Source organism: Lysobacter niastensis (assembly GCF_015453285.1).
GTDB lineage: Bacteria > Pseudomonadota > Gammaproteobacteria > Xanthomonadales > Xanthomonadaceae > Lysobacter_J > Lysobacter_J niastensis.
In genome coordinates this window covers 96,471-111,750 of sequence record NZ_JADLZT010000010.1, presented here as the reverse complement: position 1 = coordinate 111,750, position 15,280 = coordinate 96,471, and the positions used below count along the sequence as shown (strand labels likewise).

Genomic DNA, 15,280 nt, shown 5'->3' with positions numbered 1-15,280 from the left:
CTCAGGGCACGCGCTGAACCTTCAGTTTCGGCGTCTGGCCTTCGACCTGCAGGTACCAGGAGCCGAACGCACCCGGCGAGACCGTCACCTTGGGTTGGCTGACCGACTTGCCCAGGTACAGCTCGCCGTCGATGACGCGCCAGCGCTGGCCGTTGTCCAGCGTCACCACGTCGCCGGTCGACCAGCCACGGCTGTCGCCCTTGACGGTCGCGGTGAACGATTCGGTGGCGGCGTCGCGCTTCTCGCGCAGCCCGGCACTGTCGCGGGCTTTTTGCGTATCGCGTGCCACCTGCTCATCGCTCAGCAGGCGGTTCAGCAGTGCGAGTTGCTCGGTGGACAGCGTGTCGAGGCCGGTCGCGTGCAACTGCTCGGCGCTCAGCCGCTTTTCCAGTGCGACATAAGGCTTCTCGGCCATCGCGGGCATCTGGACCGCGGCGGCGAACAGGGCGAGGGACAGTGCGGTAATGCGGGAGCGCTTGGGCATGGAAGGGGGATCCGTGGGCGGTGTCGTTTCGTATCGTGTCACTTGACGCGCCGGACCTTGGCGCGGGTGTTGAAGCCCTCGACCGACATGTACCAGCTGTTGCCGACCAGGCTCGGACTGATCTTGACCTGGGGGCTGGTCAGGCGCGTGCCGGCCAGCGTGGCGTCGTCGACCTGTTCCCAGACCTGGCCATTGTCGAGTGTGTAGTTGCGCCCGCGGCCGAAGCCGCGGAAGTCGCCGCTGATGTGGCCGGTCACCGGCTCGCTGGAGCCGAAGCTGGCGAAGCCGCGGTTTTCCTGCTCGACCTTCTTCTTGGCGGACTCCGCGGCCTTGGTGGTCTCGAGTTCGAGCTTGCCGTTCAGCCAGGCGTTGAGATTGGCCAGCTGTTCAGGCGTCAGGCGGTCCAGGCCGGTGGCCTTGATCTGTTCCGGCGTCATCTGCTGCTCGATCCGCTGCTGGGCGGCCACGCAAGGCGCGAGCAGGAACAGGGCCAGGGCGGTGGCGAGCAGGCCGGCGGTAAGCGGGCGTTTGCGGGTCAGGCGCATGCGCTGTTCCTCGGGACATTTGCTCGCTAGTGTAGACCGTCCCCCCGGCCGCCCGTTGTTCCACCCATGGCTGTAACGCCTTCCACGTCCGAGCTCGTGCTGTCGCATCCCGCTGCCGCGGCGATCGCAGCGCCGCTGCGTCGCGCGCTGGAGCAGGCGGCCACGGCGGCGCCGCTCGACAGTGAGGCCACCGATCCGCCGAAGACCGTGGCGAGCATGCTCGACGCGCTGGCGCTGCTCGGTGCGGATGGCGACACCGTGTGTGCGGCGATCCTGCACACCCATCCGGGGTGGCAGGCCGCGCTCGGCATCAACATCGAGCGCGATTTCCCCTCGGTCGCGGTGCTGCTCGAAGGGCAGCGCGCCGCTGCGCAGGTATGGGCGCTGCATGCCGAGCGCCACGGCCAGGCGGGCAACGAGGGTCTGCGCCGGTTGCTGCTGGCGATCGTGCGCGACCTGCGCGTCGTGCCGATCCTGCTCGCGCGGCAGCTCGCGCGCATGCGCCGGGCCGACGAGTTGCCGGAAGAGGAGCGCCGCGAACTGGCTGCGCTGACCCGCGACATCCATGCGCCACTCGCCAACCGCCTCGGCATCTGGCAGCTGAAATGGGAGCTGGAAGACCTGGCGTTCCGCTATCTGGAACCGGCCACGTACCAGCAGATTGCGCGCCTGCTCGACGAGAAGCGCGTGGATCGCGAGCGCTACATCGACGAGGTCAAGCACACGCTGCGCGACGCGATGGCCGCACAGGGCGTCCGCGCCGAAGTCGCCGGCCGCCCCAAGCACATCTACAGCATCTGGAAGAAGATGCAGCGCAAGCACGTGCCGATCGGCGAGCTCTACGACCTGCGAGCGGTGCGCGTGCTGGTCGACAGCCTGGCCGACTGCTATGCCGCGCTCGGCGTGGTGCATGCGACGTGGGCGCCGATCCCGAGCGAGTTCGACGACTACATCGCCCGGCCGAAGCGTAACGATTACCGCTCGCTGCACACCGCCGTGGTCGGCCCGGAAGGCAAGACGCTGGAGGTGCAGATCCGCACGCACGAGATGCACCGGCAGGCGGAGCTGGGCGTGGCGGCGCACTGGAAGTACAAGGAAGTCGGGAGCCACAGCGCCGATGCGGCGTTCGACCGCAAGATCGCGTGGATGCGCCGCCTGCTCGAGGCGTCGGCGGAGCCGGGGCGCGAGGACGCGACGCTGTCGGGCGAGTTCGACACCGAACTGGTGGAGGACCGCATCTACGTGCTCACCCCCAAGGGCGAGGTGATCGACCTCCCCGTTGGCGCGACGCCGCTGGATTTCGCCTACCACGTGCACACCGAGGTCGGGCATCGCTGCCGCGGTGCCAAGGTCGACGGACGCATCGTGCCGCTGGACCACAAGCTGCACAGCGGCGACCGTGTCGAGATCCTCACCGCCAAGACCGGCGAGCCGAGGCGCGACTGGCTGGTCGTGGCCAACGGTTTCCTCGCCAGCAGCCGTTCGCGCGACAAGGTGCGCGCGTGGTTCCACAAGCTCGACCGCGCGCGCAACGAGGCGGCGGGCAAGGAGCTGCTCGACAAGGAACTGCGCCGCGTCGGCCTGCTCGGCGCGGACCTCGCGCCGGCGCGCGAGAAGTTCAACCTGGCCAGCGACGGCGAGGTCCTCGTGCAGGTCGCGCTCGGCGACATCGGCCCGCACCAGGTCGTGCGCGCGCTGCTCGAGCACGAGCGCGCGGCCGCCGCGCCGCAGGCATCTGCGGCCGCCACCTCGACCACGACTACCGCGCCGGCACCGCGGCGCCTGCCCAGCAAGAGCACCGACTTCACCGTCGAAGGCGTGGGCAACCTGCTGGTGCAGCTGGCGCGCTGCTGCCAGCCGCTGCCGGGTGAGCCGATCGTCGGCTACCTGACGCGCGGCCGTGGCGTCAGCGTGCATCGCCCCGGCTGCGCTGCTTTCCAGCGCCTGGCCGCCGCGCAGCCGCAGCGCGTGTTGCCGGTCGAGTGGGGGCGCGCCGGCAGTGGTTACGAAGTCGATGTCGAAGTGCTGGCGCTCGATCGCAAGTGGCTGCTCAAGGAAGTCACCAACCTGATCGCGCAGGGCAACGCCCATGTGCTCAGCATCCGCAGCGACGTCGAGCGCGACGGTGCGCAGGTGAGGCTGCGCCTGCGCTTGCGCGTGGCCGACTACGGCCAGCTCTCGACCCTGTTGGGGAAGCTGTCGTCTCTGCCCGGCGTGGAATATGCCCAGCGACAATGAACCGGCCTTCATGCCGGAGGCACGCCGCGCATTTATGCTGATGGCCCAATGAACGACGGCCAGACAGTGAGCGCGGCCTGCATGAAGGCGTGTCCGTGAAGGCGCGGCCCAGGATCGAGCCCAGGCTCGGTCGCATCGACGCACTGCGTTTCCGCGAAGGCGAGGAAGGCACCGGCCAGCACCGGACCTTCGCGGCTGCGCGCTGGCTGGTGGTCGGCCTGGTGGCGATCGTGCTGCTCCTGTTGCTGCGCCAGCCGCTGTCGAACCTGCTGTGGCCGGATACGCGTGCACAGCAGTTGCGTGCCGACGCGGCCCAGGCGCTGTTCGAAGGACGCCTGACCTCGCCCGATCGCAAGGGCGCGCGCGAACTCTACGAGGCCGCGCTGGCCCTGGATCCCGACCGCATGGATGCGCGCGAAGGACTCGCCCGCGTCGGCCAGGCCGCATTGAAGCAGGGGCGCGATGCCGTCGTGGCCGGCCGCTACGCCGATGCGCACAGGATGCTCGCGCTGGCACAGGAGCTGGCGGTGCCGCGTGCGCAGACCGAGAAGCTGGCCAACGAGCTGCGCGCGCGCGAAGCCGCCGACTCCGGCACCGACGAACTCCTGGCGCGCGCCGCGCAGGCGCGCCGCGATGGCCGGCTCGAGGGCGATGCCAACGCGGCGCTGCCGCTATACCAGCGCGTGCTGACGCTGCAGCCCGACCAGATCCAGGCGCTGGAAGGGCGCGAGGACACGCTGGCCGACCTGCTGCAGTCGGCGCGGCAGATGCTCACGCGCGGAGAACTCGCCGCGGCCGCCGCGCAGATCCATCGAGTGCAGGCCGCCGATCCCGGCCATGTCGAACTCCCCGATGCGCTGGCCGACCTCGCACGCCAGGCCGACCGTCGCCATCGTCAGGCGGCAGAGGACCTACGCCGCGGCCGCCTGCCGCAGGCGCTGGAGGGATACCGCAGCCTGATCGCCGCCAACCCCGAGGACAGCGAGGCCGAACGCGGCATCTCGCAACTGGCCGATGCGTACGCGGCGCGCGGCGAGAAGCTCGCGTCCGACTTCCGTTTCGAGGAAGCCAACGCCGCTTTGCGCGAAGCCGAAGCCATCGATCCCGATGCTCCATCGCTGGCGGAAGCGCGGCGCCATGTCGTGCGTGCGCGGCAGTCGCAGCAACGGCATGCCACTTCGTTGCCGCCGGCCGAGCGCCAGCGCCGGCTGAAGCAATTGCTTTCCGATGCCGCCGCCGCCGAGGCGCGCGGCGACCTGCTGACGCCGCCCGGTGACAGCGCATTCGACAAGGTGCGCGCGGCGCGTGCGATGGCGCCGGGCGATGCCGGCGTGCAGGCGGCATCGATGCGCCTGCTGCCCGCGGCCAAGCGCTGCTTCGAGGACGAGCTGCGCAGCAACCGGCTCAACCGCGCTGGTGCCTGCCTCGATGCCTGGCAGCTGCTGGAGGGCAGCAACGCCGTCAATGCGGAAGCGCGGCGGCGCCTGGCGCAGCGGTGGATCGCGGTCGGCTACGAGCGACTGGGCGCCGGCGAACTGCAATCGGCCAATGCCGCGCTGAACGCAGCGCGCACGATGGATCCGGGGGCGAGCGGGCTGGCCGAGTTCGCCAACCGCGTGCGCGCGGCCTCAGCCGCGCACGATTGACTCAGGCGCGACGCAGGAGCTGCCTGCGCACGACCTCGCGCGCGGCATCGAGCGAGAAGTGCGCCTGCACGTTGCGCAGGCCGTTCTCCGAAAGCCGCTGCCACAGCGCGGCATCCTCGTAGGCGCGTACCACGGCGTCGGCGAACGCGACCGGGTCGTCCGCCACCAGTACGTCCTCGCCATCGTGCAGGTGCATGCCCTCGACCGCGCACGTGGTGGCGATCACCGGCTGGCCGTGGGCCATGCTCAGGTTGACCTTGCCCTTGACGCCCGCGCCGTAGCGCAGCGGTGCGACCGCAAGGCGCGCGCCGTCCATGTAGGGATCCAGGTCGGGCACGTGGCCGTGCACGACGATGCCGGGCACGCGTGCCAGTTCGGCAATGGCCGGCGGCACGTCGCCACCGATGCAGTGGAACGAAACACCCGGCAGGCGTGCGTGCACGCGCGGCCACACTTCGCTGGCGAACCACTGCACGGCACCGACATTCGGCGGATGGCGGAAGCCACCGACGAAGACGATGTCGCGGCGCTGCTCGAAAGACTGGCCCGAGCTGTGGACATCGTGCAGGTTGGAAAGGATGTCCACCTGCGCCTGCGGTGCGTCCTGAGCCAGCAACTGGCGCTCCACGTCGCTGACGACGAGCGTGGCGTCGCTGCGGGCGATGATGTCCAGTTCCAGGGCGCGGGTGCGCTCGGCGGCACGCAGCAGCGTGCGGTCGTTGGCCAGTTCGGCGCCACGGCGCTCGCGCAGGTAATGCAGGTCGACGCTGTCGAACACGACGCGCGCCTGCGGTGCATGGCGGCGCAGCAGCGGTAGCCATTCGCGCATCAGGTGGTGGCGGCTCACCATGACGCTGTCGAAGCGATGGCCGTGCTCGCGCAGCCAGGCAGGCGGCGCCTTCGCGTACGGGGAATGCCAGACTTCCACGCCTAGATCCTGCAGGGCGCGCGTATAGGCACCTGCATGGCCCTGGTCGCCCGGGAAGAACACGACGTGCACGCCTTCCTCGCGCAGCAGGCGCATCAGGTTGATCAGGCGCAGCGACGCGGAGTCGCGATCGGGCCGCGGCGTGTAGTTGTCGACGATCAGCACCGTGCCGTGACGCGCAGCCAGCGCGGCCGCGTCGACGTCGGCATCCGGCCCGGGCTGCGACTTCAGTGCGTCGCGCCACTTCTCCGCGAACACGCCGCGATTGCGCACCTGGTAGGCCTTCACGCCCTGCCGCGGGTCGGTGCCCGCTGTGACGCCTTCCATGTGCAGCACGCGCGAGGCGGGCTGGTACAACACCTTCAGGCCCGCCGCACGCACCGCGAAGCCGAGGTCGGTGTCTTCGTAATACGCAGGCGCGTAGCGCGTGTCGAAGGCGCCGAGCTTCGCGAACAGGTCGCGAGGGATGGCGATCGCCGCGCCGGAACAGTAGTCGGCTTCGCGCACGAACGAGTAGCGCGGGTGGTCGGGCGCGCCAAAACGGCCGTAGTTGTTGCCGTTGGCATCGGCGAACACGATGCCGCCGGCTTCCTGCATCCGTCCGTCCGGATACACCAGTTGCGAACCGGCCAGGCCGGTGCCGGGATGACGGTCGAACGTCGCCAGCAGCGTGTCGAGCCAGCCCGGTTGCGGCACGGTGTCGTTGTTGAGGAACACCAGGTATTCGCCGCGAGACAGCGATGCGCCATCGTTGCAGGCGGCGATGAAACCGCCGTTGGTCGCGCGGCGGTGGTAACGCAGCCCTTCGATCTGGCGCAGCGAGGTTTCGGTGGCGTCGGAGGAGCCGTCATCGACCACGATCAATTCGATCGATGCCTGCGGTGGATGCGCGGCGATCGCGCGCAGACACGCGAGCGTGTGACCGAACTGGTTGTAGACCGGAATGACGATGCTGGCCCTGGGCGACGCGCTGGTGGGCACCGCGAACGGCGCGAACGGCGCCTCCTCCGGCAGGTACAGCGCCGCGCGCTGTTCCACCGGCACACGCTGAAGTTGCTTGAGCACTCGCTGCCAGGTGGCCTGGAGTCCCCGGGTGCGCAGGCTGGTCATGCCGCGTTGGGCCAGACCGGTGCCCCGGTCCAGCAGGAACCGGAGGTCGCCCCAGGTCATGCCCATCGATTCACCGCCATGCTGAAGGAACTCCGTACTGCGATTGCTCGTGCGGCCGGCCGCTCGGGGATGGCGGGGCCGGCTGCGCTAGACTCGCCTTCACGAGGGCGCAGCCCTGTCATTGTCCCATGCCGTGGCCCGAATCGATTACGACGAAGACGAAACCAGCGAAGACAGCGAACACCCGCAGTGGCGCCGCCGCCTGGTCACCTGGGTGCTGGCCGCCGCCGGTCTAGGCCTCGGATTCCTGATCCCCTACACGCTGTACCTGAACCACGAGGTCAGCGAGCGCTTCGGGCAGTTGCGCTGGCAGATTCCTACACGCGTCTACGCACGCCCGCTGGAGCTCGCGCCGGGCCTCACGATCGACGCCACCACGCTGAAGACCGAGCTGGACGCCGCGGCCTACCACGCCGGCGACGGCGCGCGTGAGGGCACCTACGCCCGCAACGGCGGGCGTTGGCTGATCTCCAGCCGCGGCTTCAACGACGTCGACGGCGCCGTGCCCGCGCGCCGGCTCGAGGTCGTGCTGTCCGGCGGCCGGGTCGCGTCGCTGCGCGAGGCCACGCGCCGCCAGTCGTTGAAGTCGGCGCGCCTGGACCCGGCGCGCATCGCCACGCTGTATGGCCAGAAGCAGGAAGAGCGCCGCCTGGTGCGGATCGAGGAGGTCCCCGAGTTGCTGGTGACCGGCCTGCAGGCGGTCGAGGACCGCGACTTCAACTCCCACTTCGGCATCGACGTCACCGGCATGGTGCGCGCGGCGTTCAAGACCGCCACCGGCCGCAAGCAGGGCGCCAGTACGCTGACCCAGCAGCTGGCCCGCAGCGGCCTGCTCGGCATCGGCCGCGAACAGACGCTCACCCGCAAGGGCAAGGAGATCCTCTACGCGCTGCTGATCGATGCGCGCTACGACAAGCGCACGATCCTCGAGGCGTACCTCAACCAGGTCTACCTCGGCCAGCGCGGCGCGCAGGCGATCCACGGCGTCGCCGCCGCTTCCGAGTTCTGGTTCGGGCGCGACCTGCGCGACCTCTCCACCGAGCAGATCGCGCTGCTGGTCGGCATCGTGCGCGGCCCGTCGTATTACGACCCGCGTCGCAACCCCGAGCGCGCGCTGGAGCGCCGCAACTTCGCGCTCGGCGAGTTCCATGAAACCGGCTTGATCGACGCCGCCGAATACCAGCGTGCGCTGAAGGCGCCGCTCGGCGTGACCAGCACGCCCGGCAGCGTCGCCGCCAACCGCTTCCCGGCCTATGTCGACCTGGTTCGCCGCCAGCTCGCCCGCGACTATCCGGCCGATGCGCTGTCCGGCGCCGGCCTGAGCGTGATGAGCGGCATGTCGCCGTCGGCTCAGGGCCTGGCCGAAGCGGCGGTGACGCGCACGCTGAAGAGCCTGGACCACAAGACGCGTCCGCCGCTGCAGGCGGGTCTGGTGGTCACTGACGTGCACAACGGCGAAGTCGTCGCCGTGGTGGGCAGCCGCAGCATCGCCGAGCACGGCTTCAATCGCGCGGTAGAGGCACAGCGACCGGTTGGCTCGCTGCTGAAGCCGTTCGTGTACCTGCTGGCGCTGGCGCAGCCCGGCAAGTACTCGCTGGCGAGCTGGGTCGACGACACCCCGGTCACGGTCCAGCTGGGCAAGGGCAAGAACTGGAATCCAGGCAACTCCGACGGCCGCAGCCATGGCAGCGTGCACCTGATCGATGCGCTGGCGATGTCGTACAACCAGGCGACGGTGCGCGTCGGCATGCAGGTCGATCCCGAGCGCATCGCCGCGCTGATCCGCACGCTGGCCGGCATCGAGGCCGAGCCGAATCCGGCGCTGATCCTCGGTGCGGTGGACCAGAGCCCGTACGCGATGGCGCAGCTGTACCAGTTCCTCGCGTCGGGCGGCGAGATCCAGCCGCTGCACGCCGTGCGTGGCGTGCTCGATGCCAACGGCAAGGCGGTCAATCGTTATGACAAGGCCCCGGCGCCCGCGCAGGAAGGCGATGCCATTGCCGCGCGCCTGATCACCGTCGCGTTGCAGCAGGCCGTGTCCAACGGCACCGGCACGCAGCTGATCCGCGACGGCCTCGGACGCCTGTCGCCGGCCGGCAAGACCGGTACCAGCAACGACGGCCGCGACAGCTGGTTCGCCGGCTGGACCGGCGATCACCTGGCGGTGATCTGGGTCGGCAACGACCAGAACAAGGAAACCGGCCTGTATGGCGCCACCGGTGCGATGCGCGTGTGGTCGTCGATCTTCTCGCGCCTGCCGACCGCGCCGCTGAAGGTGGGCGACAAGGGCCTGGATTGGCAGTGGGTCACCGGTACGCACACCACCGATCCCGATTGCGCCAGCGCACGCCGCTTCGCCTTCGTCGCCGGGTTCGCGCCGTCGTACACGCCGTGCCCGGCTCCGGAGCCGATCGCCGAGGAAGAAAGTGGGGGTTGGCGCGAATGGTTCGGCTTCGGCAAGCGCGAGGAAGAAAAGACGCAGGCCGATGCACAACCGGCGACGCCCGCGACGCAGGACGAAACGCCGTGACGTCGATGCGCCCGCGCATGCTCCTGCTGGCCGGCGCAGCGCTGCTGGCGGCGTGCACGACGGCGCCCCCGGCGCCACCGCAGCCTGCGTTCGACGCACGAGCCGCGGTGGCCGCGGTGCGTGCTGCCGGCGGTGCGGAATCCAGCGAGCTCGATGTGCGGCCGCTGCGCGACACGCAGGTCGAGGATCTGCGTGAGGACGCCTTGCGTCTGGAACGGGAGGGCAAGGACGCGGAAGCCGCTGCCGCGCTCGACCAGGCGCTGGCGATCAATGCCGAAGATCCGGCGCTGCTGCAGGAGCGCGCCGAAGTCGCGCTGCTGATGCGACAGGCCGATGCCGCCGAGCAGTTCGCACGGCGCGCGATCGGACTGGGCTCGCAGGTCGGGCCGCTGTGCCGTCGGCACTGGGAGACCGTCGCGCAGGCGATAGACATGCGCGGCCATGCCGCGACGCCCGCGGGGCGCAACCAGGACGCCGCCGCGCAGGCCGAAGCCGCCACGCGCCAGTCCGCGATCCAGCAAGCCCGGCAGAAGCGCGACGCCTGTACCGTCGCCGCGCCGCCGCGTTACTAGGGCCTGTTAACGCCGATGGACCAGTCCGCGTTGCTTCTCACAGGCCGCCAGGTGGTGTTGCGTGGCGCCGCGCCTTGCTGCCTGCAAGGTCAAGCCGCGCGGCGCTGCATCGCGGCCTGTGAGAAGCAACCCGAAGGGCCGGACCTGAGCGCGCGCGATGCGGCGTCCGGGCGTGGATCGACATACACTTCCTCACTCTTCCTTGCCTCGCACGCGCTCCGGTCCGGCGCGGCCTGGTCCATCGGCGTTAACAGGCCCTAGCGCATGACCGGAAGCCGCCTCGCTGAGGCCAGCCGCGCGGCCTTGGCCGACGGCGGCGAACTCGCCCGCAACATTCCCGGCTTCGCCGTGCGCGAAGCCCAGCAGGACCTTGCCGCCGCGATCAGCGACGCCGTCGACACGCGCGGCACGCTGCTGGCCGAAGCCGGCACCGGCACCGGCAAGACCTTCGCCTACCTCGTCCCGGCGCTGCTGTCGGGCAAGAAGACGATCGTCTCGACCGGCACGCGCGCGCTGCAGGACCAGCTCTACCACCGCGACCTGCCACGCGTGCGCGATGCGCTCGGTATCGGCCTGAAGACGGCGCTCCTGAAGGGGCGCGCGAACTACCTGTGCCTGTACCGCATGCGCCAGGCGCAGGGCGAGCCACGCTTCGGCACGCGCGAACTCGCCGCGCAGTTCCAGCGTATCGTCGCCTGGTCGGGTCGCACCCGCATGGGCGACCTGGCCGAACTGGAAGCGCTGCCCGACGAATCGCCGCTGCTGCCGATGGTCACCAGCACCGCGGAGAACTGCCTGGGCAGCGAGTGCCCGCTGTTCGGCGACTGCTTCGTCGTGCAGGCGCGCCAGCGCGCGCAGGCCGCCGACCTGGTCGTCGTCAACCACCACCTGCTGCTGGCCGACCTGGCGCTCAAGCAGGAGGGCTTCGGCGAGATCCTGCCGGGCGCGCAGACCTTCGTCGTCGACGAAGCGCACCAGTTGCCCGACCTCGCCGCGCAGTTCTTCGGTGAGGCGATCAGCGCGCGGCCGCTGGTGGAACTCGCGCGCGATGCGCTGACCGAATGCCGCAACGTATCCTCGGCACTCGCAGCCGTGCAGGAACCGGCGCGCGTGCTCGAACAAAGCGTGCGCTCGTTGCGCGCGGCCATGGATGAGCTTCCGGTGCGCGGCACGCGCCGCCGCGCCGCTGAAGTGCCTGCGGTCGAGGACGCGTTCGATGCGCTCGAGGACGCGCTGCGCCAGTTGCAGGCGGTGCTGCAGCCACTGGCGCCGACGTCGCCGGGATTCGATGCCTGCGCCGCGCGAGCAGTGGAATTCGAAGGGCGCCTGCGGCGCTGGCGCAACGATGGCGGCGATCCGGCGCACGATCAGCAAGACGAGTTCGCCGAGGATTTCGCTGACGTCGATGCCGGAGATTCGTCGCAGGACGATGCCGAATCACCGAAGAAGAAGCCGCGCGACGACGGCAGCGTCCTCTGGTACGAACTGACCGCGCGCGGTTTCCGCCTGAGCCGCACGCCGCTGGACGTGGCCGGCCCCCTGGCGCAGCACCGCGCACGTTCGCAGGCGGCCTGGGTGTTCACGTCGGCGACGCTGGCCGTGGGCGGCCGCTTCGAACACTTCGCGATCAAGCTCGGCCTGTTCCTCAAGGGCGACGACCCGCCGCAGACACTGCTGGTCCCCAGCCCGTTCGACTGGCAGGAGCAGGCGTTGTGTTACCTGCCGCGCGGATTGCCGGATCCGATCGTGCGCCATTACAACGAAAGCATGGTCGAAAAGTTGCGGCCGGTGCTGGAGGCCTCGGGCGGACGCGCGTTCGTCCTGTTCGCCTCGCATCGCGCGCTGCGCGAGGCGGCCGAGTTGCTGCGCGACGGGCCGTGGCCGCTGTTCGTGCAGGGCGAAGCGCCGCGGCTAGTGTTGCTGGAACGCTTCCGCGCCTCCGGAAACGGCGTGCTTCTCGGCGCTGCCAGCTTCCGCGAAGGCGTCGACGTCGCCGGCGAGGCGCTGAGCGTGGTCATCATCGACAAGCTTCCATTTGCCGCGCCGGACGATCCGGTGTTCGAAGCACGGCTCGATGCGATCCGCCGCAATGGCGGCAACCCGTTCCGTGACGAGCAACTGCCCCAGGCGGTGATCGCGCTGAAGCAGGGCGCCGGCCGGCTGATTCGCAACGAGAGCGACCGCGGCGTTCTGGTGCTCTGCGATCCGCGCCTGAGCAGCAAGAGCTATGGCAGCGTGTTCCTCAATTCGCTGCCGCCGCTTCCCAAGACCCGGCGCATCGAGGACGTGCAGGCCTTCTTCGCGCCGGCAGAGCAGGTTGGGCCGGTAGAATCCGCCTGACGGCGCGCCAGTGCGCCCCCGCTGCCGAGTCCCGGAATGAAGCTCCTCGCCTTCGAAACCTCCACCGAAGCGCTGTCGGTCGCTTTGTCGATCGACGGCGACGTGCGCGAGCGTTTCGACCTGGCGCCACGCCGCCACGCCGAACTGGCGCTGCCGTGGGCGGAGCAGTTGCTGGCCGACGCGGGCCTCGCGCGCTCGCAGCTCGATGCGATCGCGGTCGGCCGCGGCCCGGGCGCCTTCACCGGTGTGCGCCTGGCGATCGCACTGGCGCAGGGCATTGCATTGGCGCTGGACCGGCCGGTCGTGCCGGTGTCGACGCTCGCTGCGCTGGCCATGCGAGCCAGGGCGTCCGGCGCGGGAGAGGGCGCGCGCGTCCTGGCTGCCATCGATGCACGCATGGGCGAGGTCTACGCCGCTCCGTTCGTGATCGGGAGCGATCGCGTCCAGGCGCTCGGCGAAGAAGCGGTCATGGCGCCGGCGCAGGTGGCGATACCAGGCGATGACGCCGGCTGGCTCGGCGTGGGCACGGGTTTCGCGGCTGCCGAAGGCGTGCTGGCGCAGCGCCTGGCTTCACGCCTGCAATCCATCGACGCGAACGCCTTGCCGCATGCGGCCGACGTTGCGTGGCTGGCCGTGCATGCATTCGCACGCGGCGAAGCGGTTGCGGCGGAGTCGGTCGAGCCGGCCTACCTGCGCAACAACGTCGCGCTGACGATCGAACAGCAACGCGCGCTGCGCGAATCGCGCTGATCACTCAGGGCCGCAACGCCGGCCTCTACTCGTCGATCAGTTGCCCGCCCGGCAGGAAGTTCCAGGTGCGGGTGACGTGCAGGATGTCGGGGTTGTCGTCGGTGCGCGGCAGCGGCGGGTAGGGCTCCGCCAGCTTGGCGATGCGCAGCGCCGAAGCATCCAGCAGTGCGATGCCGCTGGTCTTGATGATGTCGGCGCGTTCGACCGAGCCGTTGCGGCGGATCGCGACGCTGATCACCACCTGCCCGGCGAGACGGCGGCGTCGCGCCTCGTCCGGGTAGTTGAGGTTGCCGACGCGTTCGACGCGGTCGACCCATTCGCGCAGGTAGCCTGCCCACGCGTACTCCTGCGTGCTGGCGGAGACGAACTTGCGCGTCGGGCGCTTGGCGTAGCGTTCCGAGCGCATGTGGATCTCCGCCGCCAGGCGCGCCATCTCGACGTCGCGCTCGATCTTCTCCTGGCCCTGCGGCAGCGGCCGCTCGCTGGGCGTCGGCGTGGCGCGCGGCGTGGGCGTGGTCGTTTCGCCGCGCGCGCTGCTGACCACGCGCGTCTGCGGCGCCGGCTGCGGTGCGGGCGACTGCGCGCGCAACTGCCGCGGCGCGATGCCCGAGGCGGCCTGTGGCAGGGGGCCGGACTGCGCCTCGCGCGGGCGGGTGCTCTTGTCGTGCTCGCCGCCGCCCTGGTTGTTGGCCTGCGCCAGGAAGTCGGCCTGCTTCGGCGTGAGCGCGCTCGTCGTCTGGGTCAGGATCACGTCCAGCGTCGGCATCACCGGCGCGGCGTTCTCCAGTGTCCAGCCGACCCCGAGCAGGAAGATGCCGTGCACCAGCATCGACAGCACCAGCGTCGCGCTGAAACGGCCGTTGCTTCCGATGTCGGGTGGCGCCGGAGCCGCCACGCGGTCGATCGCGACGGCACTCATGCAGCAGCCGCGAGTCGCGCTTCGATCGCGTCGAACAGCATCCCCGCGATGTTGATGCCGAACTGCGCATCGAGCTCGCGGATGCAGGTCGGGCTGGTGACGTTGACCTCGGTCAGGTAGTCGCCGATCACGTCCAGCCCGACGAACAGCATGCCGCGGCGCTTCATCTCGGGACCGACCTGCGCCGCGATCCAGCGGTCGCGTTCGCTCAGCGGACGGCCTTCGCCGCGCCCGCCGGCGGCGAGGTTGCCGCGGAACTCGTCGCCCTGGGGAATGCGCGCCAGGCAGTAGTCGACCGGTTCGCCGTCGACCAGCAGGATGCGCTTGTCGCCCTCGCTGATCTCCGGGATGAAGCGCTGCGCCATCGCCAGGTGGTGGCCGCTCTCGGTCAGCGTTTCGAGGATGACGTTGGTGTTGGGGTCGCCCGCGCGGGCGCGGAAGATCGAGCGTCCGCCCATGCCGTCCAGCGTTTTCAGCACCGCTTCGCCGTGTTCGGCGATGAAGGCCTTCAGCTCCGCGCCGTGCCGGCTGACCAGCGTGGGCGGGCAGCATTGCGGAAACTCGAGCGCCGTCAGCTTCTCGTTCATGTCGCGAAGGCCGCGCGGATCATTGACGATCATCGCCCCGGCGGACTGGGCCAGACTGAGGATCTGGGTGTCGTGCATGTACGCCGGATCGACCGGCGGGTCCTTGCGCATCAGCACCACCTGGCCGGGACCGAAGCGCAACGTGCTCCAGTCGCCCAGCTCGAACCAGCCGTTTTTGTCGTCCTTGACCCGCAGCGGCGCCACCCGTGCCTGCGCCACACCGTCGCGTACGGTCAGCGCCCCGGGTTGCACGTAAAGCACCCGGTGGCCGCGTCGCTGAGCCTCCAGCAGCATGGCGAAGGTCGAATCCTTGGCGATCTTGATCGACCCGATCGGGTCCATCACGACGATGATGTCGAGCGGCATTGGGGGCGGCGGGCAGGGCAATGGCACGATGGTAGCAGGCGTCCCGGGAGCCGCCGACCGGTTTCCGGGCGGTTCATCCCGCCAGGCGCCGGCGAGGCGCCGAACAGTGACCTGGGACCCGGATCGGCCGTGCCCGGCTGGCCGCTGGCCGTGGGTCCGGGCGATGCTGGCGGACGACGGCCGAAGCCGTTTTTTTCTACGCATT

11 protein-coding genes are annotated in these 15,280 nt (G+C 70.1%); 6 read left to right on the top strand and 5 right to left on the bottom strand.

Annotation, left to right across the window (positions count from 1 at the left end):
• Nucleotide 1 precedes the first annotated feature (1 nt).
• Nucleotides 2-484 (bottom strand): hypothetical protein, encoded by a 483-nt coding sequence (locus IU514_RS16595; RefSeq protein ID WP_194932253.1) that lies wholly within the window; start codon nt 482-484, stop codon nt 2-4.
• A gap of 38 nt (nt 485-522) precedes the next feature.
• Nucleotides 523-1,029, bottom strand: coding sequence for a hypothetical protein (locus IU514_RS16590; protein ID WP_194932252.1), 507 nt, complete (start codon nt 1,027-1,029; stop codon nt 523-525).
• 66 nt (nt 1,030-1,095) lie between these two features.
• Here IU514_RS16590 and IU514_RS16585 point away from each other — a divergent pair, with 66 nt between their 5' ends.
• Both IU514_RS16585 and IU514_RS16580 read left to right on the top strand, forming a co-directional pair.
• Nucleotides 1,096-3,267, top strand: coding sequence for a RelA/SpoT family protein (locus IU514_RS16585; protein ID WP_194932251.1), 2,172 nt, complete (start codon nt 1,096-1,098; stop codon nt 3,265-3,267).
• A gap of 95 nt (nt 3,268-3,362) precedes the next feature.
• Nucleotides 3,363-4,913: a tetratricopeptide repeat protein gene (locus IU514_RS16580; RefSeq protein ID WP_194932250.1), complete on the top strand. Its 1,551-nt coding sequence runs from the start codon at nt 3,363-3,365 to the stop codon at nt 4,911-4,913.
• A 1-nt stretch (nt 4,914) separates the two neighbouring features.
• Here IU514_RS16580 and IU514_RS16575 read toward each other — a convergent pair whose 3' ends face one another.
• Nucleotides 4,915-7,017: a glycosyltransferase gene (locus IU514_RS16575; protein WP_194932249.1), complete on the bottom strand. Its 2,103-nt coding sequence runs from the start codon at nt 7,015-7,017 to the stop codon at nt 4,915-4,917.
• Nucleotides 7,018-7,144: 127 nt separating this feature from the next.
• On the opposite strand from IU514_RS16575, the gene mrcB reads away from it, so the two are divergent.
• The 4 genes from mrcB to tsaB all read left to right on the top strand — a co-directional run bounded on the left by mrcB (nt 7,145) and on the right by tsaB (nt 13,203).
• Nucleotides 7,145-9,541, top strand: a complete 2,397-nt coding sequence (mrcB, locus tag IU514_RS16570; RefSeq protein WP_324187859.1) for a penicillin-binding protein 1B — start codon at nt 7,145-7,147, stop codon at nt 9,539-9,541.
• 5 nt (nt 9,542-9,546) lie between these two features.
• Nucleotides 9,547-10,113, top strand: coding sequence for a hypothetical protein (locus tag IU514_RS16565; protein WP_228760820.1), 567 nt, complete (start codon nt 9,547-9,549; stop codon nt 10,111-10,113).
• A gap of 264 nt (nt 10,114-10,377) precedes the next feature.
• Nucleotides 10,378-12,453, top strand: coding sequence for a DNA repair helicase YoaA (gene yoaA / locus IU514_RS16560; RefSeq protein ID WP_194932246.1), 2,076 nt, complete (start codon nt 10,378-10,380; stop codon nt 12,451-12,453).
• A gap of 36 nt (nt 12,454-12,489) precedes the next feature.
• The gene (tsaB, locus tag IU514_RS16555; protein WP_194932245.1) at nt 12,490-13,203 is read left to right on the top strand and encodes a tRNA (adenosine(37)-N6)-threonylcarbamoyltransferase complex dimerization subunit type 1 TsaB; all 714 of its coding nucleotides are present in this window, start codon (nt 12,490-12,492) and stop codon (nt 13,201-13,203) included.
• Between the two features lie 25 nt (nt 13,204-13,228).
• Here tsaB and IU514_RS16550 read toward each other — a convergent pair whose 3' ends face one another.
• Nucleotides 13,229-14,122: an energy transducer TonB gene (locus IU514_RS16550; RefSeq protein ID WP_194932244.1), complete on the bottom strand. Its 894-nt coding sequence runs from the start codon at nt 14,120-14,122 to the stop codon at nt 13,229-13,231.
• Complete coding sequence (gene gshB / locus IU514_RS16545) at nt 14,119-15,075, bottom strand: glutathione synthase (protein ID WP_194932243.1); 957 nt, start codon at nt 15,073-15,075, stop codon at nt 14,119-14,121. The genes IU514_RS16550 and gshB overlap by 4 nt, the downstream gene beginning before the upstream one ends.
• Nucleotides 15,076-15,280: the final 205 nt, after the last annotated feature.

What these genes read in the sequence shown, in the direction of transcription:
- IU514_RS16595 (WP_194932253.1), bottom strand. Translation starts at nt 484, where the DNA reads ATGCCCAAGCGCTCCCGCATTACCGCACTGTCCCTCGCCCTGTTCGCC.
- IU514_RS16590 (WP_194932252.1), bottom strand. Translation starts at nt 1,029, where the DNA reads ATGCGCCTGACCCGCAAACGCCCGCTTACCGCCGGCCTGCTCGCCACC.
- IU514_RS16585 (WP_194932251.1), top strand. Translation starts at nt 1,096, where the DNA reads ATGGCTGTAACGCCTTCCACGTCCGAGCTCGTGCTGTCGCATCCCGCT.
- IU514_RS16575 (WP_194932249.1), bottom strand. Translation starts at nt 7,017, where the DNA reads ATGGGCATGACCTGGGGCGACCTCCGGTTCCTGCTGGACCGGGGCACC.
- IU514_RS16565 (WP_228760820.1), top strand. Translation starts at nt 9,547, where the DNA reads ATGCGCCCGCGCATGCTCCTGCTGGCCGGCGCAGCGCTGCTGGCGGCG.
- yoaA (WP_194932246.1), top strand. Translation starts at nt 10,378, where the DNA reads ATGACCGGAAGCCGCCTCGCTGAGGCCAGCCGCGCGGCCTTGGCCGAC.
- tsaB (WP_194932245.1), top strand. Translation starts at nt 12,490, where the DNA reads ATGAAGCTCCTCGCCTTCGAAACCTCCACCGAAGCGCTGTCGGTCGCT.
- IU514_RS16550 (WP_194932244.1), bottom strand. Translation starts at nt 14,122, where the DNA reads ATGAGTGCCGTCGCGATCGACCGCGTGGCGGCTCCGGCGCCACCCGAC.
- gshB (WP_194932243.1), bottom strand. Translation starts at nt 15,075, where the DNA reads ATGCCGCTCGACATCATCGTCGTGATGGACCCGATCGGGTCGATCAAG.